Raw genomic sequence first — 24,872 nt, 5'->3', positions numbered from 1 at the left:
GTTGGGCATCATTTCAATCGAGATGATCAAAAAGTTGAACAAATAATAGGATGTTTATGTTTTCTACATATATTCATGCATTTGCACTATTTTTCTCATTACTGAATCCCTTTCTAATGAGTGTTTACATGATTGGGATGATTCGAAATACTGACGCAAAGGTATTTAGTAAAGCCTTAATACAAGGTTGTTTCATTGCCTTTGCCGTATTTGTCTTATTTGCATGGGGTGGGGAAAGTATTTTTAGTCGCTATCTAAATGTTAGATTTGAGTCTTTTCAAATTTTTGGTGGATTGATCTTCTTAGTGATTGGCTATCGTTATGTTTTTCAGGGCGCAGAAACGATTGGTGAAATGCGCGGTGCTCCCGAACATCTAGCTGGGACAATTGCCATGCCATTTATGATTGGACCAGGCACAATCAGTGCTGCTGTTGTAACAGGTATAAGTGTACCCTTTACTGGGGCAATGGCTGTGATCGCAGTGACTTTGATACTAACGTGTAGCATTCTTATTTTAATGAAATTTGCTCATGACCATTTACGTTATAAACATGCCAAATATATCGACCGCTATTTTGATATTGTTGGGCGTTTATCTGCTTTGCTAATTGGTACGATTGCGATTGATATGATTGTGAATGGTATAACTGGCTTGATACAGACAACGAATTAATGTTCAAGTTTCTGTATAATAGGTATTTTTATCTGAAATGTGATTTTTATAATGAATGACAAATCAGATAAAAATGACCTTGATGTAATCATTTTGAAATACTAAATAAGAAGAGTATAAAAATAATTGATGGTAATTTAATCATTTTTGCATATGTTTACATGAATTAATACATCATAATAATGGGGTTGCGTATTTTACGAGTTTTACTCATGTCTCCTTTAGACCAATTAAATCAAGCACCTGATGATCAGTCGGAATTGACGATGTCAGTTTTAATGACACCAGATATGGCAAATTTCTCAGGTAATGTTCATGGTGGAGCAATTTTAAAATTACTCGATCAGGTTGCATATGCTTGCGCGAGTCGTTATTCAGGTAGTTATGTAGTAACTTTATCCGTCGATAAAGTAAATTTTAAAGAGCCAATTTATGTTGGTGAATTGGTCACTTTTTTAGCGAGTGTAAATCATGTCGGTCGTACTTCCATGGAAGTCGGAATTCGAGTTGAAGCGCAGAATATTCAAAAGCGAACGATTCGTCATACCAACACGTGCTATTTCACTATGGTTGCTGTTGATGAGGAGCGTCAACCTAAACAAGTTCCAGCATTAAATTTAGATACGGATTGGAAGCGTTGTCGCTTTGAAGCGGCAGAGCAGCGTAAAGTTCATCGTTTAGAAGAAGTACAGCAACCTTCGTGTAGTATTTTCAAAAAATCAACGCAATGTTGATTTAAGCACTTTGTCACTTGAAAATAAAAAGATCGAACCGCAGCATGGTTCGATCTTTAACATTAATCATGCGATAAGCATAATTAATGGCGCTCAAAAGTTCTGGAGGAACCTTTTAGTCTAATTTAGTTTGTTGCAGTTGGTGCTGAAGCAGGTGCTTCGCTTGCAGTCGCATCAGTAGCAGCTTGACCTTGAGTTTCTGGTTGCTCTTGAGTAGACACTACAACTTTGTCTTCAGTTTCCGGAGCTTGTTGAGGTGCAGCAAAAGTTGATGCAGCAGCAAGAGTTAATGAAGCAGCTAATAATGATTTAATAAGTTTCATGTTTGGCATCCTTAATTTCATTTGAAATACAGCTGAAGTTTGATTCATTTGCGGTATGCAAAATCTCGCATTTCGGCATGTGGTCAATGCTAAGTGCCAATATTTTTTACATCAATATCCTTAACAATCTTTTACGACTAGCTTAACAATATGAAATAATAATTAACTTTATGTTGCTGCATTGTAAATAAATGAGCATATCAAGCATGATAAAATGTATGAAAATATGTAATTTAGCTCAAAAAATAAGCTCTAATTTTACGTGTTTAGAACATTCGATGATTAATATCCGTTTTGTTTGAATTGTATAAAACTATTGTTTTATCAATATTGATAATAATATTAGATCATAAGTGATAACTATTTATCATAATGTGATAAAAATGAGTTTTGTGTTTTATCATGCTGGAAAGTTAAATTAGCTGCATTTTTATAAACTTTATCTATAAAATATTTGAAAAATTCATTTTGAGAACTATGTGAAACTGATTGCTTCTCGTGCTGTGCCTACACATATTATTTCTGGTTTTCTTGGTGCAGGAAAAACAACGCTGCTCCAACATTTATTAAGTCAAAAGCCAGAAAATGAAGTTTGGGCGGTATTAATGAATGAGTTTGGTCAAATAGGGGTAGATCAACAGTTAATTTCTCAACAGCCAGGCTATGCAGTCAAAGAACTCTTAGGTGGTTGTCTTTGTTGCAGTAGTCAACTTCCAATGCAAATTGCACTATCTCGGTTATTAAGTGAAAGTAAACCTGATCGCTTATTTATAGAGCCAACGGGATTGGGGCATCCAGCGCAATTATTAGAACAGTTAACTGAGCTGCATTGGCAAAAGACATTGGATATGCGTGCTTTAGTCATCGTTGTTGACGGTAGTCGTTTACATGATCAAGCGTGGGTTGAACAAAATTTATATACCGACCAGCTCAAAGCAGCACAAATTGTCGTGATTTCTCATATAGATTGTATGAGTGATGAGGATAGAGAAGCCTATTTAGAGTTGAAACAAGAATATAAAGCCTATGTGCGGCATTGGATTGAGGCTGATCATGGTATTGTAAATATTCAGCAGCTCGATATGATTCAGCAACCTTTACAGCGGAAAATACAACCTTTATTAAAACAACAAAGTATGCAGGCAAATAGTGAAGATGTACCTGCCATAAAACAACTTCCATACCATTATGTTGAAACGTCACAGGGTTATACGGTGGCAGGTTGGAAATTACCCAAACGTTGGCAATTCAAGTTTTATGATTTATTAGATTTGCTTTGTGCGCAGCAAGATTGGGTGCGTATCAAAGGGATTTTTAATACAGATCAAGGTTGGAAAAGTTTTAACTTCAATCCGCAGCAGTTCAATTATAAATCTGTAGAAGAGAGCATAGATAATCGAGTAGAGATTATTTGCCAATCAAATCAAGATTGGTTGTTGTTTGAAACGGAATTATTGGCTTGTCGTTTAAATGAAGCGGAATAAAACAACCAGATCGAATCATCTCATTCTTCTGCTAAAAATAGAGTATGCTTAGCGCCAAATTTTATGTTCCCCTGATTTGGAAAGTTGTAATGGCATTAAAAGCAACGATATATAAAGCAGATATTAACATCGCCAATATGGATGATCATATCTACGCAGATTACCAGTTAACACTTGCTTTGCATCCATCTGAAACAATTGAGCGTTTGATGGTGCGTATTCTTGCTTATGCACGTTATGCTGATGAAGGTCTAGAATTCACTAAGGACTTATTCGAGACTGATGAACCAGCACTTTGGCAAAAAGATTTAACGGGCTTGCTTGAGAAATGGATTGAGGTAGGGTGTCCATCTGAAGATAAAGTTAAAAAAGCCAGTGCACGTTGTAAGCAAGTCGCTATTGTCACCTATGGATCACAGGCAAATGATTGGTGGCAGAAAAATACCAAGATCAAGACGTTAAGTAATGTTGAAGTTTGGCAGCTTACACCTGAAACAACAGAAGCACTTGAACAATTATGTGAGCGAACGATGCAACTCCAACTCAATATTATGGATGGTGAGTGGACGCTGCTTAGTGATAAAGGCCAAGTTGATATACAGTGGCAAAAGTTACAGTAACACATTAAGGTTAGTTGGAGAGAGAAATGAGTGCAGAACTAGAAATTATTGATTTAAAAGTCGGTGAAGGAAAAGAAGCTGTTAAAGGTGCTTTGATTACGACTCACTATACAGGATGGTTAGAGGATGGCACAAAGTTTGATTCCTCACTTGATCGCGGCAATTATTTTGAAACTGTAATTGGAACAGGGCGGGTTATTAAAGGCTGGGATCAAGGCATCATGGGAATGCGTGTAGGTGGAAAACGTAAACTCATCGTTCCAGCGCATTTGGCTTATGGTGAACGGAAGATGGGTAAAATTATTCCCGCCAATTCAAATCTAATTTTTGAAATTGAATTATTTGATGTAAAAACCCGAGATCAATAATAAAAATTTAAGATCAAACACTCGTGAAAAAGCCTGTTTTTTCGGTTTAATTACGAGTGTTTTAGTCGGGTACAAAAAATATACAAACTATTTTTTCTAAAAAATTCTATTATTTTGAATTATAAAGATTTTTTTATTTTAAAAATTTGCAACATTCTGCACAAAATTGTTGATTCTATAGACAGTTCTGTATATCTTTGAGTAAAAGAGCAATGTTTTCTGAATCAAACTTTTCTTGAAAAATGTGATTTAAATTTACCTTTTGGAAAAAATTGCTTTAAAGTGATGGTTGATAGAGGGGTTAATCTATTGATCTCATAAGGTAAATTACAAAAATATGATGCTTTATCAAAGCAAATGATAAAAATTGTGTGAGTAGAGGTAGATATGAATGATTATTTGGATATTACCGCGTCAGAGCTTTTGAAAGAGCTAAATAATTTTTTTATGATCGATACTTATGATGGTGCAGAAACAGGGTTCTGGGTCAACTCAAAAGCTCTGACAGATAAGCACTATTGGATGGATGGTGATAACAAAGTAGAAATTATAAAAGAATTAAGTCCTTCGCATCCGCACGCTGAGTATAGTTATAAAATTACATTGCTTTCACCAGAAGATGGTAATGTTTTGCTACTTGAATATGATGGAGTAAACAAACGTATCCAAACTTTTCGTCGAGGAGATTGGGTAAATCGTTTGTATCGTTATTTCTATCGTAAAGAGCGTTGTTATCTACAAGATCGCGCAGAAGACCCCAATTTTCAGCTCATTGAATACTAATTTAAAATACCCCTAATATTTTGAATATTGGGGGTATTTTTTATAATAAAAAATCATATCAATATATAAAATTTCACATTAAATTTTAAGATTGTTTTCAGCTTTCAAAATTATAAATACCTTCCTAAATGACAGCTAACGTACTATAAATTTTACCTGCCAATAAAATGTAAAATTCAAAGGCATGTTTTGCAGTCAATCATTTTCTAATTTTGAGAAAATATCCCTATGCCAACAGGTATCGTATCGTCGACCTATAAATTGATTATAGGTCTAGTCGTCGGTGTTGCTGCAAATACAACTCTCTTAGCAGCAACACCTAAAATTGATGCGACAGCATTAACTATTATTGGATACCATGAAATTACTGATCGAAAAGATGCTTTGATTACAAGTTATGCGGTCACATCCCAACAGTTTAGTGAACATCTTGATTGGTTAAAAAATAATGGCTATCACTTTATCAATGTTGATCAACTTATAAAGGCGCATGAAGGTAAATATAGTTTACCGAGTAAACCTGTTTTACTGACCGTAGATGATGGTTATCAATCATTTTATCAAAATGCATATCCTATTATCCGCGCAAAAAAAGTTCCTGTTGTTCTTGCTGTTGTTGGTTCTTGGTTGGAGCCTAAAGAAAGTCAGAAAGTTGACTTTGGTGGTGAAGCAATTTCACGAGATAAAATTTTAAGTTGGAAAGAACTTAAAGAGATGCAAAATAGTGGACTAGTTGAAATCGCTAGCCATAGTTATCATCTACATCAAGGAATTGTTGGAAATCCGCAAGGTAATTTAGAACCTGCCGCGATTACACGTATTTATGATTCTGCTAGTAAAACCTATGAAAGTGACGAGCACTATCAGTCTCGTATATTCCAAGATTTAAAAAAGAATAATGATTTATTGAAATCACATGGACTTCGTTCTCCGCGTGTCATGGTTTGGCCATATGGTCGCTATAATATGCAACTGGTACAAACTGCCAAACAGTTGGGAATGCCGATTACGATTACGCTGGATGATGGTGCGGATCATGCAAAACAATCGTTGCAGAATATGAGCCGTATTCTTGTACAAGGAAATATGTCGACGAGTGCATTGGCACAAGAAATTAAAAACCGTGAACTCAATTTAAATGACAATAATCGTCCGCAGAAGATTATGCATGTCGATTTGGATTACATCTATGATCCAGATCCTCAACAACAAGAACGTAATCTAGGAAATTTGCTCGATCGAATTAACGCGATGGGTGTAAATACTGTTTATCTACAAGCTTTTTCTGATCCTGATGCCAATGGTTCTGCGGATATGGTGTATTTTCCAAATCGTCATATTCCAATGCGTGCTGATTTGTTCAATCGTGTTGCATGGCAAATTCAGACCCGTACACCAGTGCAACGTTTATATGCGTGGATGCCATTATTGGCTTGGGAATTACCGAAAACAGATCCTGTCTCAAAGGATTTAGTGGAGACCCAACAAGCCAAAACTGGCGAACATTTAAATATGGGATATATCCGTCTTAGTCCATTCTCTCCTGACGCGCGTCAAACGATCAAAGAGATTTACCAAGATTTAGCTAAATCAACGCCGTTTGATGGTCTGTTGTTTCATGATGATGTGACCTTGTCAGATTATGAAGATGCAAGCTCTGATGCTTTGGCTGCCTACGCAAAGCAGGGGTTACCAACTGATTTAGCAGAAATACGAAGTAATGATGCAGAATTACAAAAGTGGACTGCCTACAAAACAAATTACTTAGATGATTTTGCAATGCAGTTAGCCGCTGAGGTTCGTCTATATCAACCTTATTTATTGACTGCTCGTAATCTCTATGCACAAGTTGCACTTAATCCTTATGCAGAAAACTGGTATGCACAATCGTTGGAACAGTCATTAAATCGTTATGATTTTACTGCGATTATGGCAATGCCTTATATGGAGCAGTCAAAAAATCCAAATCAGTTCTATACCGATATTTTAAATCGCGTCAAAAAATATCCTAATGGGATTAAGAAAACGGTGATGGAGTTACAAGCCATTAATTGGCGTAACGATCAAAAAGTTCCTTCTGAAGAAATGGCTGAAACCATCAAGTCCCTTTATCAGCAAGGAGCTATGCATGTTGCTTATTATCCAGATGATCCAATTAAAGGACATCCTGATGTAGAGATTATGCATAAGGCTTTCGCATTAAAATCACCACAGCTTGTGCCTTAATGGAGTCAACTTAATGACTATTATTGCATCATTGTGGGCGCATGCCATCAAGTTCGTATTTTATTACCCATTATTCATGTCTTATCTATGGATGATGGGGGCAATTATTTTTTATTGGAAGGAGCGTCAGGAACCACCATATCAGCAAACTGCGGCCTTGGCTGAGTATCCAAAAGTTGCCGTATTAGTTCCTTGCTTTAATGAAGGCGACAATGCAGAAGAAACCATCAGTCATGCTTTGCAATTGGACTATCCTAACTTCGAGGTCATTGCGATCAATGACGGTAGTTCTGACAATACTGGTGAGGTACTAGATCGGCTTGCAGCACGATATGAAAAACTACGAGTTGTTCATTTAGCACAAAACCAAGGCAAGGCGATGGGCTTACAGGCGGGTAGTTTGATGACGGATGCTGAGTTTCTAATTGGGATTGATGGTGATGCTTTATTGGATCCGCATGCTGCCAAATGGATGATCCGTCATTTCTTAGAAGATCCAACGGTTGCTGCAGTCACTGGTAATCCACGTATACGTACCCGATCAACTTTATTAGGACGGATTCAGGTTGGAGAGTTTTCTTCGATTGTCGGTATGATCAAGCGTGCACAACGAACTTTTGGGCGTTTATTTACCGTATCAGGTGTGATAACAGCATTTCGTAAAAGTGCAGTGCATCAAGTCGATTATTGGTCTCCAAATATGTTGACGGAAGATATTGATATCACATGGAAATTACAGCGTGCAGGTTGGGACGTGCGATTTGAACCGAATGCATTAGTTTGGATACTCATGCCAGAAACCTTAAATGGCTTATGGAAACAGCGTCTACGCTGGGCAATGGGGGGAGCACAAGTCCTCGTTAAAAACATTGATGTATTTTTTATTCCTAAATTAAATTTTTTATGGCCTTTGATGTTTGAACTTTGTTTGACACTCATTTGGTCATATTTGATGCTTATTATAGCTGTAATTTGGCTGCTGCATTTTGTCTTGGCAATACCTGCATTAGCGGTTGTGAGTTCACCTTTTTTACCATATGGTAGCGGCATTTGGTTAGGGGCGACCTGTTTAATTCAGTTTGCCTTAAGCAAATGGATGGATAGTCGTTATGAACCGAACTTGGGGAAAAACTACTATTGGATGATCTGGTATCCCTTTGTATTTTGGTTAATTACGATAACGGCAACGATTGTCGCCTTTCCTAAGGTGTTAGTACGTGGTGAAGAGAAGCGAGCGCGTTGGATTAGCCCAGATCGTGGAATTCGTTGAGTCGAAAGACTTATTTTGCTGAGTAAAGAGCAATGAAAGCAAATAGTTTGATTATTGATTTACGTCGTCAGCTTCCTTGGCATAAGCGTTATGCTTCTACCACGACGACTGCAATGATGTGGGGTGGGTGGTTATTATTATGGCGCCCATTTATTTTAATTTGGTTGCTGGTCGAATTTCAGAAAACGCATTTGGCGCAACGTCTCATGGCGGCTTTCAGTAATGGTGTTGAGCATGGTGCAACGGCTTTATTTGCATGTGCAGTAGCATTGCTGTTGTGGGGTTTTTTACCAGCCAAGCGTGTGCATAAAACGCATGTTGTTCAAAAAGGACTGGTCGATTACGCACGTTATTTCGAAATGCCAGAGCAACAGATTCAGAGTGGTCGCCAACAGAAGATAACAGTCATTCATCATGATGCGAATGGTAAAATTATTGGTATTGAATGATGTAGTCTATTGATAAATATACAGCACCTTAGTTTATTTTGAATTAAGGTGTTTTTTATTCTCTTAAATTTTAGGCATAAAAAAACCAGCTTACGCTGGATTTTTATTTGCACCATCAAACATTAGTTGAAAGATGGTGCCCGAGGCCAGACTCGAACTGGCACGCTTTGTGGGCGGGGGATTTTAAATCCCCTGTGTCTACCGATTTCACCACTCGGGCATGTGCGCAATAATAGAGGACACTTTAAAACTTGGCAAGAGTTAAACTTGTTATTTGCTTTCTTTTCAATCAATTCATGCATTTATCTGATGAAAAGTGAGCGATATGAGGGTGTTTTCATGATTCTTTCATCAAACTGAGATCAAAAGTTCATCTAAGCAGCGTAATTTCAATCATTTATAGTTATAAAACGAAGGTAGCTATCAAATGACAGCAAAAATTTCGAGACGGGCACTCATTCAAAACAGCTTATTTGGTTTTGGGGCATTATCTTTATCGGTTGGGATTACAGGATGTAATGATAGTTCTGACAAGGAATCATCGACATTACAGGTGAATTTTGAACATGGAGTAGCAAGTGGTGATCCACTGCAAGATCGCGTAATTTTATGGACTCGTTTAACCCCGAATGAGGCGAGCGCACGTTTGCAAGTGACATGGCAAATCGCAAAAGATCAAGAATTTAAACAAATCATTAAAACAGATAAAGTGACAACATCCGCATCACAAGATTTTACCGTAAAGGTGGATGCAACAGGCCTCATTCCTGATCAAAGTTATTTTTACCGTTTTATTTTTGGAGATAAGATTTCTCCAGTAGGACAGACCAAAACTTTGCCAACAACAACAACTAAAGTGAGTTTTGCTGTTTGTTCATGTTCCAATTATCCTGCGGGTTATTTTTACGTTTATCGTGAAATGGCAAAGCAAAATGTAGATGTGGTTATTCATTTGGGTGACTACATTTATGAATATGGCGCTGATGGTTATGCAACTGAAGATGCCGAAAAACTTGGTCGTACTTTGCCAGCGGATAACAATAAAGAAATTATTAAATTAGATGACTACCGCAAACGTTATGCACTGTATCGTAAAGATAAAGACTTACAAGCTGCTCATCATCGTCATCCATTTATTGTGATTTGGGATGACCATGAGTTAGCGAATGATACGTGGAAAGATGGGGCGGAGAATCATCAAGAAAATGAAGGTTCTTTCTTGGATCGTAAACTGGCGGCTCTACAAGCCTATTTTGAGTGGATGCCAATTCGTCCTGTTGATGACCAGCATGTAAAAATCTATCGCCAATTCGATTTCGGTAATCTTGTTCAACTCACTATGCTAGATACACGTATTATTGCACGCGATGAACAGTTGGATTATGCAAATTATTTAACAGCTACAGGCTTAGATATTACTAAATTCCAAGCAGACCTTACCAATCCAGCACGTACTTTAATGGGGTTCGAACAACGTGATTGGTTGCTTGGAAAATTACAACAGTCAACTGCAACATGGAATGTGCTAGGTCAGCAGATTTTAATGGCGAAAATGTTTATTCCAGCTGAGTTGTTACTTTCTTTGGCTGAAATTACATCTGGTAATCCAAGTGCTGACACGCTTACAAAAATGAATACGCAAATCACTGAGCTGGTAACACTAAAAGTTCGTTTGCAAAATAATGATCCAACACTTACAGAACAAGAAAAAGCACGAGTCCTTACCACTGCACCTTATAATTTAGATGCTTGGGATGGCTATTTCACTGAACGTGAAATTTTCTACGGTACATTAGCGCAGTTGAAAAAGAAAATTGTTGTTTTGGCAGGAGATACGCACAATGCTTGGTCTTCAAATTTATATAGTAAAGATGGGGCATATGTTGGTGTCGAGTTGGCAACGAGTTCGGTGTCTTCACCGGGACTTGAAAAATACCTCAATATTCCTTTGGCGCAATTGCAGCAGTTTGAATTTGCATTTAAAACATTAATTGATGAACTAAATTATTGTAATTTAAATCAAAGAGGTTACTTGGTCGTACAATTTGATAATGCACAAGTACAATCTCAATGGAATTTTGTAGATTCTATTAAGCAAGCAACTTATATTGTTGATGAAAGCAGACAGCATCAACTTAGTCTAGATGCGAATCTTATGCCAGTGAATACAGCACAGCAAGTGGCTTAGTTATGTAATGCAAAAAGCCAAGTTTCAATACTTGGCTTTTTATTTCTTTAAATTTTAGACATAAAAAAACCAGCTTACGCTGGATTTTTATTTGCACCATCAAACACTAGTTGAAAGATGGTGCCCGAGGCCAGACTCGAACTGGCACGCTTTGTGGGCGGGGGATTTTAAATCCCCTGTGTCTACCGATTTCACCACTCGGGCTTTACCAATGGAGGCGGAGGTCGGAATCGAACCGGCGTACACGGAGTTGCAGTCCGCTGCATGACCACTCTGCCACCCCGCCATCTCTTGGTGATGCACATATTAGCAATCTTTAGAAAAAAAACAATAGTGTTTATAGCGAATATGCACATAAAAACAACATCTAAAAGAATATTGGCGAAATTATCATGTATTATTTACACAATTGATTCATACCCACTTTGGAGATGCGCTGTGGCATTGGTTTTAGACGGTCGTGCATTGGCAAAACAAATTGAAACGGATTTGTTGGTACGTGTAGAAGCATTAAAAGCAAAATCGGGTCGTACCCCAATTTTAGCAACAATCTTAGTTGGTGATGATGGTGCATCTGCAACTTATGTGCGTATGAAAGGGAATGCTTGCCGTCGTGTGGGCATGGATTCTTTGAAAGTAGAACTTCCAAAAGAAACCACAACTGAACAATTACTTGCTGAAATTGAAAAATTAAATGCCAATCCAGATGTTCATGGCATTTTGCTTCAACATCCAGTACCTGAACAAATTGATGAAAGAGCGTGTTTCGATGCGATTTCTTTAGAAAAAGATGTAGATGGTGTAACTTGCCTTGGTTATGGTCGCATGGCAATGGGGGAGGCAGCCTATGGTTCTGCTACGCCAGCAGGTATCATGACGATTTTAAAAGAAAACAATATCGAAATCGCGGGTAAACATGCTGTTGTTGTTGGTCGTTCAGCTATTTTAGGTAAACCAATGGCTGCTATGTTATTGGAAGCGAACGCAACGGTAACGATTTGCCATTCACGTACACAGAACCTTGCTGAGTTTGTTAAACAAGCCGATATTATCGTGGGTGCTGTAGGTAAAGCAGAATTGATCCAAAAAGATTGGATTAAACAAGGTGCAGTTGTTGTTGATGCTGGATTCCATCCTCGTGATGGCGGTGGTGTTGGTGATATTCAACTGGTAGGTATTGAAGAAATTGCTTCTGCATATACGCCTGTACCTGGCGGTGTTGGCCCGATGACAATTACCACTTTGATTCGTCAAACGGTAGAAGCCGCAGAAAAAGCTTTAGGTTAATATTTTAGCCCCTCTGAATAGAGGGGCTTTTTTCAAGAATGAAAGAAATATGAGTTGTACTTTTCAATTTGCGAAAGCACCTGAGCAATTGCTTAAAGCTTTGCATGAAGTTATTCCAAACACTGATTTATTGGCACAGCAGTTACCTGAAACACCGATTTCATTGTGGTTAATTCCTCCAGTATTTCCCACAGATCGTTTGGATGATGAAGTCATCCGCCGTATTTGGAATGAAACACCGTATTGGATCTTTTGTTGGGCATCAGGGCTGGCGATGGCGCAATGGTTACTTGCTGAACCACATCATGTGAAAGATAAAGTTGTGCTTGATTTTGGGGCTGGCTCAGGTGTGGTTGCGATTGCTGCAAAAATGGCAGGAGCAAAGCGCGTAATTTGCTGTGATATTGATCAAATTAGTTTGGAATCATGTCGCGAAAATGCATTATTGAATAATGTTGAACTTGAATACCTTGATGATTTGTACAAGTCAGAACAAGTCGATGTACTGCTTGCTGCTGATGTGCTTTATGATCAATGTAATCGTTTCTTTTTAGACGAGTTTTTAAAATTCGCGCCAGAAGTTTGGGTTGCAGATAGTCGAGTTAAAAATTTTAGTCATCCTCAATATTTAAAAATAGATGAGCGGAGTGCGACGACTTGGCCAGATTTAGATGAGGCAAAAGAGTTTCGCAATGTGAGTTTTTATCGCACGAAATAGTAATTTACTGCCTGAATCATTTTTCAACTACGATATCAAAACTCAACACAAGCTCGTTCAACCTCATGCTAAAACATCAATGTGAAATCAAATTTGATTTGATGACGCATTTAGCGAATAAAGGTGATTTATGAGTTTTGAGCAAGTAGATGATGGGAAGCATGGTGTATTTAAACTGATTCAAGGTGATTTAGTCGCAGGGGAAATGGCTTATACATGGGCGGGTGATTCAATGCTGATCATTGATCATACAGATGTAAACGAGCGCTTTCGAGGTCAAGGCGTGGGGCGACAACTTTTAGATGAATTGATTGCTTTTGTAAGGGAGCGCCAAGTAAAAGTTATTCCTTTATGTCCATTTGCGAAATCTGTTTTTGATAAAGACGCTTCAATTCACGATGTTTTAAAAATATAAAAATGATGTGATGTGTGAGTCAAGAACGGCTCACACATCCTTTATTATTGAATTTATTTTATTAAGAGCAAGTATAACGAACGACTTTTAGCGTTGAAGGGCGGGTTTCAAGTGCCTGACGTGTTGCATAACCTTCGCTATTGTTTAAATCTGGAGAGTTCGATAGACCAAAAGTTGCGCGACTGTTTCCAATTTTTACGCCGTATTGCTCTTCTTGTGTTGGATTCACAATTTCATTCACACTCAGCACTGAAAGTTTGTAATTTTTCTCTACACCCAGCACTTGTTTGCAGGCATGTTGGAGCTTTTTCTCATCAATATCACGATTGCTACGACCAGCCAATGTATATGCAAGCGTTGCAGAAGTTGCTGTTTTACTTTCAATTTGATAACCGGTCACGCCGTTGTATTGGTGTGGGCTGCTTTGACATGCCGCGATCAAAAGGGTTCCGCTCATAATAAAAAATAAATTCGTTTTTTTCATATCAATGGTCCTGTTATTTCTGGTTCAAGTATCGCATAAAATAGATTTTGAATTGTGAGGATTCTTTAAAACAAAGGCTATTCATCGAATTTAGGTTCAAAGTTATAGAAAAGAATTTTCGTTTTCGAACAATTTTGCATATAATCTGCCAAGTTTTTTATTTAATACAGAAGTCATTGCTTTTTTGCAGTATTGGAGCCCGTTTTTTAACGGGCGTTTAATTTATTGCACTAGACGAAAGCAAGTCTGGATAGGTATGTCATGATCTCTACAGATAGTCAAAAAAAATATGTGGTTGCATTTGATCAAGGTACAACGAGTTCACGTGCGATCGTATTGGATCACGATGCAAATGTCATCAGTATTGCTCAGCGTGAATTCACGCAAATTTACCCACAACCGGGTTGGGTTGAGCACGATCCTATGGAAATCTGGGCAACTCAAAGCGCAGTATGGGTTGAAGCCTTAGCGCAAGCGAGTATTTCAAGTGACCAAATTGCAGCGATTGGTATTACCAACCAACGTGAAACTACCGTCATCTGGGATAAAAAGACAGGTAAACCTATTTACAATGCAATTGTATGGCAAAGCCGCCAAAGCAATGAGATTTGTAATCAACTTCGTCAAGAGGGCTGGCAAGATTACGTTCATAAAGTAACGGGTTTGGTTCTTGATCCGTATTTCTCAGCGACTAAAATTAAGTGGATTCTTGATCGCGTTGAAGGCAGCCGTGAACGTGCAGAACGTGGCGAGCTTTTATTTGGTACGATCGATACTTGGTTGCTTTGGAAATTGACCAATGGCCAAGTTCATGTAACTGACTATACCAATGCTTCACGCACGATGTTGTTTAACATTGAAACGCTTGAGTGGGATGATAAGTTGCTTGAAGCCTTAAATATTCCAAAAGCAATGCTGCCTGAAGTTCGAAGCTCTTCAGAAGTCTACGGTTATACACATACCATTAGCGGTCAAGAAGTTGGTATTCCTATCGCTGGTATTGCTGGTGATCAACAAGCTGCATTATTTGGTCAAATGTGTGTTGAAGTTGGACAGGCGAAAAATACCTATGGGACTGGCTGCTTCCTATTGATGAATACTGGAAAACGTATTGTTCAATCAGAGCATGGTCTATTAACAACGATTGCATGTGGCCCACGTGGTGAAGTGAATTATGCGCTAGAAGGTGCAGTATTTAATGGTGGTTCATGCGTGCAGTGGTTGCGTGATGAACTGAAAGCGATCAATGATTCGCATGATTCTGAATACTATGCAACCAAAGTCAAAGATAGCAATGGCGTCTATGTTGTACCTGCATTTACAGGTCTAGGTGCACCTTATTGGGATCCAACAGCGCGCGGTGCAATTTTAGGTATTACTCGTGGGGTCAGTATCGAACATATTATCCGTGCGACATTAGAGTCGATTGCTTACCAAACGCGTGATGTTTTGGATGCGATGCAGCAAGATTCGGGTGAAAAGTTACGTACCTTGCGTGTGGATGGTGGTGTAACAGCGAATAATTTCTTGATGCAATTCCAAGCGGATATCATGGGAACATCTGTTGAACGTCCTGCAATGAAAGAAACAACAGGCATGGGTGCTGCTTTCCTTGCTGGTTTGGCTGTCGGTTTCTGGTCGGATCTCAATGAATTAAAGAGTAGAATGACCATCGAAAATACTTTCACTCCTGAGTGTTCACAAGCTGAAACTGAAAAACTCTATAAGGGTTGGTTAAAAGCTGTTGGACGTACTCGAGATTGGGCAGAGGATTAAGTTAAAATAGCCCAAATTTTATGACGTAAAATAACATAGGACGAATGAGCATGAGCTTGATACTACGCCAACAAAAAACCCTCGAGTTAGTGAGAGAACGTGGCTATATAAGTATTGAAGAACTTGCTCAGTATTTCGATGTTACGCCTCAAACTATCCGTCGTGATATTAATCAATTGGCGGATGAAGGCTTGTTACGTCGTTATCATGGTGGTGCGGCGCATGATTCAAGTGTTGAAAATACTGAATATACAATGCGCGTAGGTCATATGCTTGAGGAAAAAAGGATCATTGCAGCAGCTGTTGCCGCGGCAGTACCAGACCATGCTTCTCTGTTTATTAATATTGGGACCACGACAGAAGCCATTGCTCATGCATTGCTGAATCATACGGGGTTAAAAATCATCACCAATAACTTAAATGTTGCGAAAATTCTAAGCACCAAAGAAGACTTTGAAGTCTTGATTGCTAGCGGTCGTGTTCGTCCTGATGGTGGTGTAATTGGACAGGCAACAGCTGATTTCTTCAAACAATTTAAAGCGGATTATGCTTTGGTTGGAATTAGTGGTATTGATGAAGATGGGACTTTACTCGATTTTGATTTTCAGGAAGTCTGTGTATCTCAGGAAATCGTTTCAAGTGCGAGACAAGTTTTTCTTGCTGCGGACAGTACCAAATTTGGTCGTAATGCCATGATTCGTTTAGGTTCGCTTAAGCAAGTGGATTGTATTTTTACTGATCAGCAACCTAACGAACAATATACTAAAATCATCCGAGATTTAGGAATCGGGTTAATTATCGCCAAATAAATATTCATTTTCGAAAAATTGTTACTTTTATTGGGCCAGCGAAAGTTTGGCTCAATTTTTTTATAGATTAATACAACATAACGCTTTATCAATCAGTCCTACAGTTAATTTTCATAATTTCATTAAATCATTTTCATTTTTTACCATTCATCTAAAAATGTCTATTAATTGGCATTTTTTTGGCTAATTTTAATTGTTTATTTTCATTTGATATGCTTTAATTTTCAATATTGAACAATAATGAAAATTTGCGGTGATTTATGCAAACTTCTCCTCAGTCAAATGACAAAGTTTATGACCTTGCGGTTATTGGTGGTGGTATCAATGGTGTTGGTATTGCTGCGGATGCTTCTGGGCGTGGTTTATCTGTGTTCTTATGCGAAAAAGATGACTTAGCAAGCCATACATCATCTGCAAGCAGTAAGCTCATTCATGGTGGTTTACGTTACCTTGAGCATAAAGAATTTCGTTTAGTGCGTGAGGCATTGGCTGAACGAGAAGTGTTATTGGCAAAAGCACCTCATATTATTCGACCAATGCGTTTTATCATGCCGCATCGTCCTCATTTACGTCCTGCATGGCTGATTCGTACTGGTTTGTTCTTTTACGATCATTTAGGTAAGCGTGAAAAGCTATTAGGTTCAAATAACGTTTATTTTAAAGAAGATAGTCCGTTAAAAGCAGCTATTACCCGTGGTTTTGAGTATTCAGACTGTGCTGTCGATGACTCTAGACTTGTTGTGTTAAATGCAATGCATGCGCGTGAAAAAGGTGCAGATGTTGTAACACGTACACGTTGTTTGTCTGCTCAACGTGAAGGTCAATACTGGATTATTGATTTAGAAAATGAAAAAGGTCAATTCCAGATTAAGGCCAAGGCATTAGTGAATGCTGCTGGACCTTGGGTTGCACAATTCATTAAACAAGATTTACAGCTGAAATCACCTTATGGTATCCGTCTAATTCAAGGTAGTCATATCATTGTGCCGAAGCTATATGAAGGTGATAAAGCATTTATCATGCAGAATGATGATCGTCGTATCGTATTCGCAATTCCATATTTAGACCAATACACGATGATTGGAACTACAGATCGTGAGTATCAAGGTGATCCAGCACAAGTAAAAATTACGCAGGAAGAAACAGATTATTTGATTAAGGTCAGTAATGAGCATTTCAAAACACAATTGACTCAAGCGGATATTGTTTCGACTTTTGCTGGTGTACGCCCATTGTGTGATGATGAGTCGGATAATCCATCTGCGATCACTCGTGATTATACTTTGGCTTTATCAAAAGAGTCAGAAGATCAAGCGCCGTTGCTTTCAGTATTTGGCGGTAAGTTGACGACTTATCGTAAGCTGGCTGAGTCGGCTATGCAGCAGTTAAAAGCATTTTTCCCTGAAATGAAAGGAAGTTGGACTGCAACAGAAGCTTTACCTGGTGGCGAAAATATGGAGTCAGTAGAGCAGTTAATTCTTGAAATTCGTGCTCAGGTCACTGATGCATCAGAAGCGCTTGCTAAACGTTGGGCTTCAGCTTATGGTTCACGTATCTGGGATATTCTGGGCGAGGCAAGTTCAGTTGAGCAACTTGGACAGCACTTTGGACAAGGTTTGTATGCTCGTGAAGTAGATTATTTATGCCGTTTTGAGTGGGTGGCGAACAGTCAGGATGTCTTGTGGAGACGTTCTAAGTTGGGTTTGAATTTTGCACCGAGCGAAGTTGAAAGTTTAGAAGCTTATCTAGCAAATAAACCAAATACCACAGTGGCTGCTTAAGCATTTAAAAAAAGCCCTCTTATCTAAGAGGGCTTTTTTTATTAGTATTTAAATTTAAGAGCTACCGTATAGTTGGCTGGTTCTCCGTAAAATGCCTGCCCATCAGTGAAGCTATTGAGGTATTTTTTATCGGTGACATTATCTGCATTAGCTTGAATGGTAAAGTTTGGACTAACTTCATAGCTCGCCATTAAATTCAGCAAGGCATAATCGCTTTGTTTAAGATAAGTCGAGTAAGTCGGATCAAAGCGTGTAATTTTGCTCTGCCATTTTACGCCAGCACCAACTTTTAATTTCGGTAATTGGGTAGGGGAGTAGGTTGTTAGTAAGTTGAAACTTTGGGTCGGATTGTAGGTTCGGGCTGCACCACCATTTTTTAAGTCTTGGAGACTAAATTGAGTGTAACCCAAAGATACATTGACTTGATCAGTTAATTGTCCTGCTAAACCAAATTCTACACCTTGTGAACGTAAGTCACTGATTGCAGAGGTACGATTAAGCGGATGGCTATCAGTTGGTCTAAGTGGGTAATTATTTTCTTCAGTTCTAAAGATAGCAAGTGTACCTGTAAGTTTGTTGTCTAACCATGCACTCTTTACTCCAATTTCATAGCTTTTGCTTTCAATTGGATCCGCTACTTTACCAGTTGTCTCATCAATTGAGGTTTGTGGACGGAAAATAGAGGTATAACTCATATAGCCTGTATACTCAGGCGTGAAGTTATAGGTAATACCAGCATATGGTGAAACTTTGCTTTCATCATAATTCATTGGCGCACTATAACTTGTCCCTTCACTTTTGGCTTGAACATAGTTCGCACCTAATGTGAGTTTGAGATCTTCCGTTAAATGTAAGCGTGTTGCTGCATAAACAGATTGATTGCGTTGCGTGTAATCTGCTGCATCTGAAAAAGCACTCCATGAAACATTGTTTGGTGTCCAGCTTGCCCAGCCTGTTGTACATTGTGCTTCATAGGTATTTGGTACTATACCTCTGGTACATGTTCCAATATTACTATCGAGGATAGTCCCAGATTTTTGCTTATCATTTTGTTCACTTTGAGAGAATGTATAGCCTAAAATTGCTTCATGCTCACGCCCTAAAAGATCGAACTTGCCTTGTAAGTTAAAATCAGCAGTTTGTAACTTGTTATGTTCTTTTCCACCCCAAGCTGTAAGATCTACATTTGAACCATCCGCATTTGGATAGCCATAGTAGTAAAGTAGCTGGCTTTGGCGTTCTTTTTCATTGTAGTTGTAACTTAGGTTAGCAGACCAAGTTTCGAAGAACTTTTGCTTTAACTCGATGAATGCATTTCGAGATGTATTGTCCCAATAAGCCCAGTCTGGGTTTGGGTTGTATGAGCGATCATAACTAATTTGTTTGCCTGAAGAATCCATCAGAGGTAAAGCACCCCAGTTATTGGCATTGGGCTTATTTTTTTCTTGGCTGGCCGCAACGGTCAATAGCGTAGTATCTGTAAGATCGGCTTCCAATACGCCTGCAATACCATTTTTCTCAGAAGAGTAGCGATCTAAATGTGAGTCGCCAGTTTGTTCAAAAGCACTGAGGCGACCTCGAATATTACCATTAGGTGTTAAGCTACCTGATACATCGGCTTCATAGCGTTGCGTATCCCATGAACCATAGCTCAATCCAGCATTCGCTTGAAACTCTTTGGTTGGACGCTTACGAATATAGTTAATAGTCGCACTTGGATCACCGAAAGCATTGGTCAGTGCATCTGCTCCTTTGATCACTTCAATACGATCATAAAAGAAGCTATCTGGATTGGTGTCATTATAATTCCATACACTTGAAGGGAAGCCTATGTCATCAACGAGAATGTTGGAGATTTCAAATCCTCGTGCCATATACACTGAGCGTTCGGTTTCAAGTGAATTAACGGTTACGCCTGGGGTGTTGTTTAAAATATCTCTTGAGCTAGTCAGTCCGAAATCATCAATCTGTTGACGTGTTACCACATTGACCGTTTGTGGAATTTCTTTGGCTTCAATATTGAGTTTAGTTGCACTTGAACTATTTTTAATGTTGTAAGCTTTAGTTTTTTCACTGCTGTCGTCATTTTGAGTGGCTTGAACTTTAATCGTTGGGAGTTGTTGTGTCTCATCATCGAGTGCATAACTATATGAACTAATACTAATTAACGTTGAGATAGCTAAAAACAATCGACTACGTTTGAACAGAGGGGAAGAACTCATACCGACAACCATATAAAATAAATGAGAAATACTATTATTATCATTATTGTTAATATTTGTTAATTTTGCAATTTATTTCCTCTAAAGCTTAATGGGAATAGTTGTGGTTAATTAGGGGATTAATTGATAATTTCGAAAAGCCATAAAAAAAGGCCGCCGTAGCGACCTTTTAATTTTTCTTAATCCCTCTTTGTGCAAGAGGAAAAATGAATTAAGCAGATTTTACTGCATTTAATAATTCATTTTGACGATCTTTAAGTGCTTGAGGTAAGCGAGCACCAAGTTTAGTGAACAGCTCAGTGTGGCTTTCAATCTCTTTGATCCATTGATCTTTGTCTTGAGAAGTTACTGTATCAAACTGTTCTTTAGAGAAGTCGATACCAGCCCAATTCAACTGTTCATATGTAGGAACTAAACCGATTGGAGTTTCTGTCGCTTCTGCACGACCTTCACAACGATCAATAATCCACTCAAGAACACGCATGTTTTGACCAAAACCAGGCCATACGAAGTTGCCTTCAGCATCGCGACGGAACCAGTTTACATTGAAGATTTTTGGTAATTTATTACCAGCAGCTTCAGCTTTAGCACCAACTTCTTGACCAAGTTGTAACCAATGGCCAAAGTAATCAGCCATGTTGTAACCCGCAAATGGAAGCATTGCAAATGGGTCACGACGAACGATACCTTGTTGACCAACAGCAGCAGCAGTAGTTTCTGAACCCATTGTTGCAGCTTTATAAACGCCATCAACCCAATCAAAAGCTTCAGATACTAAAGGTACAGTGTCTGCGCGACGACCACCAAAGATGAACGCAGAAATTGGTACACCAGCTGGATTTTCCCAGTCAGCATCGATAGATGGGCATTGACCTGCTGCAACAGTGAAGCGTGCATTTGGATGTGCAGCTTTTTCACCATCAACGTGTGGTTGACCTTTCCAGTTGGTTAAGTTAGCTGGAACTTCTTTAGACAGACCTTCCCACCAAATTTCGCCATTGTCTGTAACAGCTACGTTTGTATAAATTACATCTTTATGAAGTGTCGCCATACAGTTTGGGTTAGTCTTGGTATTTGTACCAGGTGCTACACCGAAGAAACCAGCTTCTGGGTTGATCGCATATAGACGACCATCTTCACCTGGTTTGATCCAAGCAATATCGTCACCTACAGTTTCAATCTTCCAGCCTTCATAGCCTGCTGGTGGAATTAACATTGCGAAGTTTGTTTTACCACATGCAGAAGGGAATGCTGCTGCGATGTAGTGTTTTTCGCCTTGTGGATTTGTCACGCCTAAAATAAGCATGTGCTCAGCTAACCAACCTTGTTCACGACCCATTGCTGATGCAATACGAAGTGCTAAGCATTTTTTACCAAGTAAAGCATTACCGCCGTAACCAGAACCGTAAGACCAGATTTCACGGGTTTCTGGGTAATGAACGATGTATTTTTCGTTGTTGCAAGGCCAAGCAACATCTTTCTGACCATCTTTAAGTGGAGCAGCAACTGTGTGTACACATGGGATGAATTCGCCATCTGTGCCTAGCACGTCATAAACCGCTTTACCCATACGAGCCATTTTAGTCATGCTAACAGCAACGTAAGGAGAATCAGTTAATTCAATACCGATGTGTGCAATGTGGCTACCTAAAGGACCCATAGAGAATGGAACCACGTACATTGTACGACCTTCCATTGCACCATCAAATAAACCATTTAATTTTGTACGCATTTCTGCAGGAGCAACCCAGTTATTTGTTGCACCAGCGTCGTCTTGTTTTTCAGAGCAGATGTAAGTGCGGTCTTCAACACGAGCAACGTCAGAAGGGTCAGAATTTGCAAGATAAGAACCAGGATGTTTTTCTTGGTTAAGTTGTTGCATGGTGCCGTTAGCGATCATCAAGTCGATCAGACGTTGATATTCTTCTTCGCTTCCGTCACACCATTCGATTTTTGCTGGTTTGGTTAATTTTGCAATTTCTTCCACCCATGCAATAAGCTTAGGGTGACGAACGAATTCTGGTGCGTTCACTTGGGTCATGGTCATGCCTTTTTAAAGTGTGTACGACGTACAATTCTATTCATTGGTTTACAATGAAAATAGATGAAGTAAAAAAAGTGGCTGTATTAAAGCACAAAATCATAAAAAAAATAAGACTATTGGATCATATGGCAGGTTAATGAAAAGCTGTATATTTTTTCTTAAGTTATTGTTTTTAAGTTTTTTGTCAGTTTTTTTTAGGCTTATATGTTTTTTTTATGCATGTTATTTTTATTAAAAATTTTATTTAAAAACAACTGTTTATTTGATTTTATTTTTTTGAGAATTATTATTGATAAATTGAATAATCATCATCCAAAATTTACATAAACGGGCTTTTATTTGTTGATTTTATGCACAAAAATATGGAGGCACAATTTCAAAGGGTGAACTGAGTGAATCAAAATTTGCGCCCCTTATCGATTATCTACAATCAAAAATCTGGATTTCATGCTGCGCAACAAGATGAAGTCTATGAACGCTTAATGACGTTTTGGACGCAGCATGGTTTTGAAATACAGGTTTTTGAACTAAATCAAAAGGTTGATTTTGACGAGATGATGAAATCTGTGCTTTCACGTCATCAACAGGCTGATTTACGTGGTGTTGTGGTGGCTGCTGGTGGAGATGGAACATTAAATGCAGTTGCGAAAAGATTAATGCATACCAATATTCCGATGGGGGTTATTCCATTAGGAACTTTTAATTATGTTGCCCGTGTTTTAGATATTCCAATTGATGTCTTTGCGGCAGCAGACGTGATTGCAACGGGTAAATTTCGTGAAGTTCATGTTGCTACAATTAATGATCAGATTTATCTAAATAATGCTAGCCTTGGGCTTTATCCTTTATTTATCAAAAAACGAGAACTATATAATCAGCACTTCGGGCGTTTTCCCTTAAATGCATACACTTCAGGACTTGATGTGTTATTGCGTGAACATAAGTCTTTGAAACTGTCTATTAATGTTGATGGGCAGAAATATCCAGTCGCGACTCCCTTGATTTTCTTTGGAAATAATCAATTGCAATTGTGTGATATGAAATTAAGAATTGCTGAATGCGCGGCCAATGGAAAACTAGCTGGTGTAGTTGTAGCCAAAAGTGATCGGTTTAGTTTATTGAAAATGTTATTAAAATTAATTCAAGGGAAAATAGAGCAAACGCCTGATGTTTATACTTTTTGTGCAGAAAATATTACAGTTGGCTGCAAAAAAGATAAAGTTACGGTTGCGATTGATGGAGAACTTATGGAGTTGGAGACACCACTAAATTTCTCAGTTCAAAAATCATCTTTAAAAGTTATGGTTCCAAATGTTATTACACCTCTCTGATTTGCATTTTGGAACTGAGCGAGATGTTTGTCTGGATGCAATACGAAAGTTTTGTAAACAATATCGTCCAGAAGCGATTGTAGTGAGTGGTGATTTAACACAACGCGCTCGATTTAATCAGTTTTATGCATGTCGACAGTTTTTAGACTCGTTGTCGATTCCGTACTTAGTTGTGCCTGGTAATCATGACATTCCGCTTTATCATGTCTGGAATCGTTTTTTTTCACCATTTGTTCGTTATCAAGCTTTTTTTGGTCGTTTAGAAACGACTATGGAAACAGAGCATTTTTATATTGTGGGAATGAACAGCATTCGTCGTCGTTACCATACGCGAGGACATATTTCTTTAGAGCAAATTCATGAAACTTATGAAAAACTCAAACATGCTCCTGCCCATAAATTAAAACTAGTGGTATTTCATCAACCGTTTTATACATTTCCAAACGATCATGGCGATAAAGATTGTCCAGTGCTTGGGAAAATGGCTTTAGAGCAGTGGGGTAAGACTCACCTTTTTGGTTTATTGCATGGGCACTTGCATAAAGTTGCTGTCCACGATTTAAATCAAATTTTTCAATTGGGTTTTGAATATCCTATTTTTGATATCCATGCTGGGACGGCAACATCAAATCGATTACGTTTTGGATTTTCTAATAGTTTTAACGTGATATTGGATAATGGTGTGATTGAACATTATTGGTTTAATGAGGATAAAAACAGCTTCGAAAAGCACTGATTTCCAGATAAATGCAATGTGATTGAAATCAGTGTTTGAAAAAGCATCAAAAAATAGATTTTTTTTCACTTTTCCCCTTGAAGCCTTTTTTTTCATCCCCAAAAAAGTGGCATATCAAAATTTGTTATGGCGTTTTTGACTTGTCATAAC

General features: G+C 38.4%; 22 protein-coding genes and 3 tRNA genes. 18 read left to right on the top strand and 7 right to left on the bottom strand.

Annotated elements, in window-relative coordinates; all coding sequences use genetic code 11:
* The first annotated feature begins 56 nt into the window (after positions 1–56).
* Both ACF8D3_RS15010 and ACF8D3_RS15005 read left to right on the top strand, forming a co-directional pair.
* The gene (locus ACF8D3_RS15010) at positions 57–674 is read left to right on the top strand and encodes a MarC family protein (protein ID WP_004878328.1); all 618 of its coding nucleotides are present in this window, start codon (positions 57–59) and stop codon (positions 672–674) included.
* 212 nt (positions 675–886) lie between these two features.
* On the top strand, positions 887–1,408 hold the full coding sequence (locus ACF8D3_RS15005) for an acyl-CoA thioesterase (protein WP_004878330.1): 522 nt from the start codon (positions 887–889) through the stop codon (positions 1,406–1,408).
* A 125-nt stretch (positions 1,409–1,533) separates the two neighbouring features.
* Here the strand turns inward: ACF8D3_RS15005 and ACF8D3_RS15000 are convergent, their stop codons facing one another.
* Positions 1,534–1,731: a hypothetical protein gene (locus tag ACF8D3_RS15000; protein ID WP_004878331.1), complete on the bottom strand. Its 198-nt coding sequence runs from the start codon at positions 1,729–1,731 to the stop codon at positions 1,534–1,536.
* 479 nt (positions 1,732–2,210) lie between these two features.
* Between ACF8D3_RS15000 and ACF8D3_RS14995 the strand changes: the two genes are divergently transcribed.
* From ACF8D3_RS14995 to pgaD, 7 genes are all read left to right on the top strand, one after another.
* Positions 2,211–3,215 (top strand): GTP-binding protein, encoded by a 1,005-nt coding sequence (locus ACF8D3_RS14995; protein ID WP_061393622.1) that lies wholly within the window; start codon positions 2,211–2,213, stop codon positions 3,213–3,215.
* Between the two features lie 89 nt (positions 3,216–3,304).
* Complete coding sequence (locus tag ACF8D3_RS14990; protein ID WP_004878333.1) at positions 3,305–3,835, top strand: YaeQ family protein; 531 nt, start codon at positions 3,305–3,307, stop codon at positions 3,833–3,835.
* Between the two features lie 26 nt (positions 3,836–3,861).
* The gene (locus ACF8D3_RS14985) at positions 3,862–4,203 is read left to right on the top strand and encodes an FKBP-type peptidyl-prolyl cis-trans isomerase (RefSeq protein WP_004878334.1); all 342 of its coding nucleotides are present in this window, start codon (positions 3,862–3,864) and stop codon (positions 4,201–4,203) included.
* A 387-nt stretch (positions 4,204–4,590) separates the two neighbouring features.
* The gene (locus ACF8D3_RS14980) at positions 4,591–4,986 is read left to right on the top strand and encodes a hypothetical protein (protein ID WP_004878335.1); all 396 of its coding nucleotides are present in this window, start codon (positions 4,591–4,593) and stop codon (positions 4,984–4,986) included.
* A 228-nt stretch (positions 4,987–5,214) separates the two neighbouring features.
* Positions 5,215–7,212, top strand: coding sequence for a poly-beta-1,6-N-acetyl-D-glucosamine N-deacetylase PgaB (gene pgaB, locus ACF8D3_RS14975; RefSeq protein WP_392472178.1), 1,998 nt, complete (start codon positions 5,215–5,217; stop codon positions 7,210–7,212).
* Positions 7,213–7,225: 13 nt separating this feature from the next.
* Positions 7,226–8,482 carry a poly-beta-1,6-N-acetyl-D-glucosamine synthase gene (gene pgaC, locus ACF8D3_RS14970; RefSeq protein WP_392472176.1) on the top strand — a complete coding sequence of 419 codons (1,257 nt, stop codon included), beginning with the start codon at positions 7,226–7,228 and terminating at the stop codon, positions 8,480–8,482.
* Positions 8,483–8,514: 32 nt separating this feature from the next.
* Positions 8,515–8,931, top strand: coding sequence for a poly-beta-1,6-N-acetyl-D-glucosamine biosynthesis protein PgaD (gene pgaD / locus ACF8D3_RS14965; protein WP_023012994.1), 417 nt, complete (start codon positions 8,515–8,517; stop codon positions 8,929–8,931).
* 134 nt (positions 8,932–9,065) lie between these two features.
* On the opposite strand, the gene ACF8D3_RS14960 is transcribed toward pgaD, so the two are convergent.
* Positions 9,066–9,151 (bottom strand) — tRNA-Leu (locus ACF8D3_RS14960).
* 207 nt (positions 9,152–9,358) lie between these two features.
* Between ACF8D3_RS14960 and ACF8D3_RS14955 the strand changes: the two genes are divergently transcribed.
* Positions 9,359–11,119 carry an alkaline phosphatase D family protein gene (locus ACF8D3_RS14955; protein WP_392472173.1) on the top strand — a complete coding sequence of 587 codons (1,761 nt, stop codon included), beginning with the start codon at positions 9,359–9,361 and terminating at the stop codon, positions 11,117–11,119.
* A 118-nt stretch (positions 11,120–11,237) separates the two neighbouring features.
* On the opposite strand, the gene ACF8D3_RS14950 is transcribed toward ACF8D3_RS14955, so the two are convergent.
* Both ACF8D3_RS14950 and ACF8D3_RS14945 read right to left on the bottom strand, forming a co-directional pair.
* A tRNA-Leu gene (locus tag ACF8D3_RS14950) sits at positions 11,238–11,323 on the bottom strand.
* Positions 11,324–11,331: 8 nt separating this feature from the next.
* Positions 11,332–11,405: transfer RNA gene (locus ACF8D3_RS14945), tRNA-Cys, on the bottom strand.
* A 152-nt stretch (positions 11,406–11,557) separates the two neighbouring features.
* Here ACF8D3_RS14945 and folD point away from each other — a divergent pair.
* The 3 genes from folD to ACF8D3_RS14930 all read left to right on the top strand — a co-directional run bounded on the left by folD (position 11,558) and on the right by ACF8D3_RS14930 (position 13,539).
* On the top strand, positions 11,558–12,406 hold the full coding sequence (gene folD / locus ACF8D3_RS14940; protein ID WP_004878340.1) for a bifunctional methylenetetrahydrofolate dehydrogenase/methenyltetrahydrofolate cyclohydrolase FolD: 849 nt from the start codon (positions 11,558–11,560) through the stop codon (positions 12,404–12,406).
* A 49-nt stretch (positions 12,407–12,455) separates the two neighbouring features.
* The gene (locus tag ACF8D3_RS14935) at positions 12,456–13,124 is read left to right on the top strand and encodes a methyltransferase (protein ID WP_007481747.1); all 669 of its coding nucleotides are present in this window, start codon (positions 12,456–12,458) and stop codon (positions 13,122–13,124) included.
* Between the two features lie 130 nt (positions 13,125–13,254).
* On the top strand, positions 13,255–13,539 hold the full coding sequence (locus ACF8D3_RS14930; protein ID WP_007481745.1) for a GNAT family N-acetyltransferase: 285 nt from the start codon (positions 13,255–13,257) through the stop codon (positions 13,537–13,539).
* A gap of 61 nt (positions 13,540–13,600) precedes the next feature.
* On the opposite strand, the gene ACF8D3_RS14925 is transcribed toward ACF8D3_RS14930, so the two are convergent.
* A complete protein-coding gene (locus ACF8D3_RS14925; RefSeq protein WP_023012997.1) occupies positions 13,601–14,023 on the bottom strand; it encodes a hypothetical protein in 423 nt (140 codons plus the stop codon).
* A 261-nt stretch (positions 14,024–14,284) separates the two neighbouring features.
* Here ACF8D3_RS14925 and glpK point away from each other — a divergent pair, with 261 nt between their 5' ends.
* From glpK to glpD, 3 genes are all read left to right on the top strand, one after another.
* Entirely contained in the window at positions 14,285–15,799 is a 1,515-nt protein-coding gene (gene glpK, locus ACF8D3_RS14920) for a glycerol kinase GlpK (protein WP_007481743.1), read from the top strand.
* Positions 15,800–15,849: 50 nt separating this feature from the next.
* Positions 15,850–16,608 (top strand): DeoR/GlpR family DNA-binding transcription regulator, encoded by a 759-nt coding sequence (locus ACF8D3_RS14915; protein WP_004878346.1) that lies wholly within the window; start codon positions 15,850–15,852, stop codon positions 16,606–16,608.
* Between the two features lie 260 nt (positions 16,609–16,868).
* Positions 16,869–18,389 carry a glycerol-3-phosphate dehydrogenase gene (glpD, locus tag ACF8D3_RS14910; RefSeq protein WP_392472170.1) on the top strand — a complete coding sequence of 507 codons (1,521 nt, stop codon included), beginning with the start codon at positions 16,869–16,871 and terminating at the stop codon, positions 18,387–18,389.
* 41 nt (positions 18,390–18,430) lie between these two features.
* On the opposite strand, the gene ACF8D3_RS14905 is transcribed toward glpD, so the two are convergent.
* A complete protein-coding gene (locus ACF8D3_RS14905; RefSeq protein WP_392472168.1) occupies positions 18,431–20,623 on the bottom strand; it encodes a TonB-dependent siderophore receptor in 2,193 nt (730 codons plus the stop codon).
* A 199-nt stretch (positions 20,624–20,822) separates the two neighbouring features.
* Entirely contained in the window at positions 20,823–22,652 is a 1,830-nt protein-coding gene (locus ACF8D3_RS14900; RefSeq protein WP_392472167.1) for a phosphoenolpyruvate carboxykinase (GTP), read from the bottom strand.
* A 395-nt stretch (positions 22,653–23,047) separates the two neighbouring features.
* Here ACF8D3_RS14900 and ACF8D3_RS14895 point away from each other — a divergent pair, with 395 nt between their 5' ends.
* Together ACF8D3_RS14895 and ACF8D3_RS14890 are read left to right on the top strand one after the other, a co-directional pair.
* Positions 23,048–23,986 (top strand): diacylglycerol kinase family protein, encoded by a 939-nt coding sequence (locus tag ACF8D3_RS14895; RefSeq protein ID WP_007481736.1) that lies wholly within the window; start codon positions 23,048–23,050, stop codon positions 23,984–23,986.
* Positions 23,967–24,722 (top strand): metallophosphoesterase, encoded by a 756-nt coding sequence (locus ACF8D3_RS14890; protein WP_061393614.1) that lies wholly within the window; start codon positions 23,967–23,969, stop codon positions 24,720–24,722. The genes ACF8D3_RS14895 and ACF8D3_RS14890 overlap by 20 nt, the downstream gene beginning before the upstream one ends.
* Positions 24,723–24,872 lie beyond the last annotated feature (150 nt).

The sequence above is a fragment of the Acinetobacter sp. YQ_14 genome, assembly GCF_043102985.1.
In the GTDB taxonomy this organism is placed as follows: Bacteria; Pseudomonadota; Gammaproteobacteria; order Pseudomonadales; family Moraxellaceae; genus Acinetobacter; species Acinetobacter venetianus.
This window is presented reverse-complemented; position numbering and strand designations above follow the sequence as displayed.

Bases quoted from the DNA above. Each gene is read 5' to 3' on its own strand.
- glpK (WP_007481743.1), top strand. From the start codon at position 14,285: ATGATCTCTACAGATAGTCAAAAAAAATATGTGGTTGCATTTGATCAA.
- ACF8D3_RS14990 (WP_004878333.1), top strand. From the start codon at position 3,305: ATGGCATTAAAAGCAACGATATATAAAGCAGATATTAACATCGCCAAT.
- ACF8D3_RS14915 (WP_004878346.1), top strand. From the start codon at position 15,850: ATGAGCTTGATACTACGCCAACAAAAAACCCTCGAGTTAGTGAGAGAA.
- ACF8D3_RS14890 (WP_061393614.1), top strand. From the start codon at position 23,967: ATGTTATTACACCTCTCTGATTTGCATTTTGGAACTGAGCGAGATGTT.
- ACF8D3_RS14905 (WP_392472168.1), bottom strand. From the start codon at position 20,623: ATGGTTGTCGGTATGAGTTCTTCCCCTCTGTTCAAACGTAGTCGATTG.
- pgaB (WP_392472178.1), top strand. From the start codon at position 5,215: ATGCCAACAGGTATCGTATCGTCGACCTATAAATTGATTATAGGTCTA.
- ACF8D3_RS15000 (WP_004878331.1), bottom strand. From the start codon at position 1,731: ATGAAACTTATTAAATCATTATTAGCTGCTTCATTAACTCTTGCTGCT.
- ACF8D3_RS15010 (WP_004878328.1), top strand. From the start codon at position 57: ATGTTTTCTACATATATTCATGCATTTGCACTATTTTTCTCATTACTG.
- ACF8D3_RS14955 (WP_392472173.1), top strand. From the start codon at position 9,359: ATGACAGCAAAAATTTCGAGACGGGCACTCATTCAAAACAGCTTATTT.
- ACF8D3_RS14985 (WP_004878334.1), top strand. From the start codon at position 3,862: ATGAGTGCAGAACTAGAAATTATTGATTTAAAAGTCGGTGAAGGAAAA.
- pgaD (WP_023012994.1), top strand. From the start codon at position 8,515: ATGAAAGCAAATAGTTTGATTATTGATTTACGTCGTCAGCTTCCTTGG.
- ACF8D3_RS14935 (WP_007481747.1), top strand. From the start codon at position 12,456: ATGAGTTGTACTTTTCAATTTGCGAAAGCACCTGAGCAATTGCTTAAA.
- pgaC (WP_392472176.1), top strand. From the start codon at position 7,226: ATGACTATTATTGCATCATTGTGGGCGCATGCCATCAAGTTCGTATTT.
- ACF8D3_RS14930 (WP_007481745.1), top strand. From the start codon at position 13,255: ATGAGTTTTGAGCAAGTAGATGATGGGAAGCATGGTGTATTTAAACTG.
- ACF8D3_RS14900 (WP_392472167.1), bottom strand. From the start codon at position 22,652: ATGACCCAAGTGAACGCACCAGAATTCGTTCGTCACCCTAAGCTTATT.
- ACF8D3_RS14980 (WP_004878335.1), top strand. From the start codon at position 4,591: ATGAATGATTATTTGGATATTACCGCGTCAGAGCTTTTGAAAGAGCTA.
- glpD (WP_392472170.1), top strand. From the start codon at position 16,869: ATGCAAACTTCTCCTCAGTCAAATGACAAAGTTTATGACCTTGCGGTT.
- ACF8D3_RS15005 (WP_004878330.1), top strand. From the start codon at position 887: ATGTCTCCTTTAGACCAATTAAATCAAGCACCTGATGATCAGTCGGAA.
- ACF8D3_RS14925 (WP_023012997.1), bottom strand. From the start codon at position 14,023: ATGAAAAAAACGAATTTATTTTTTATTATGAGCGGAACCCTTTTGATC.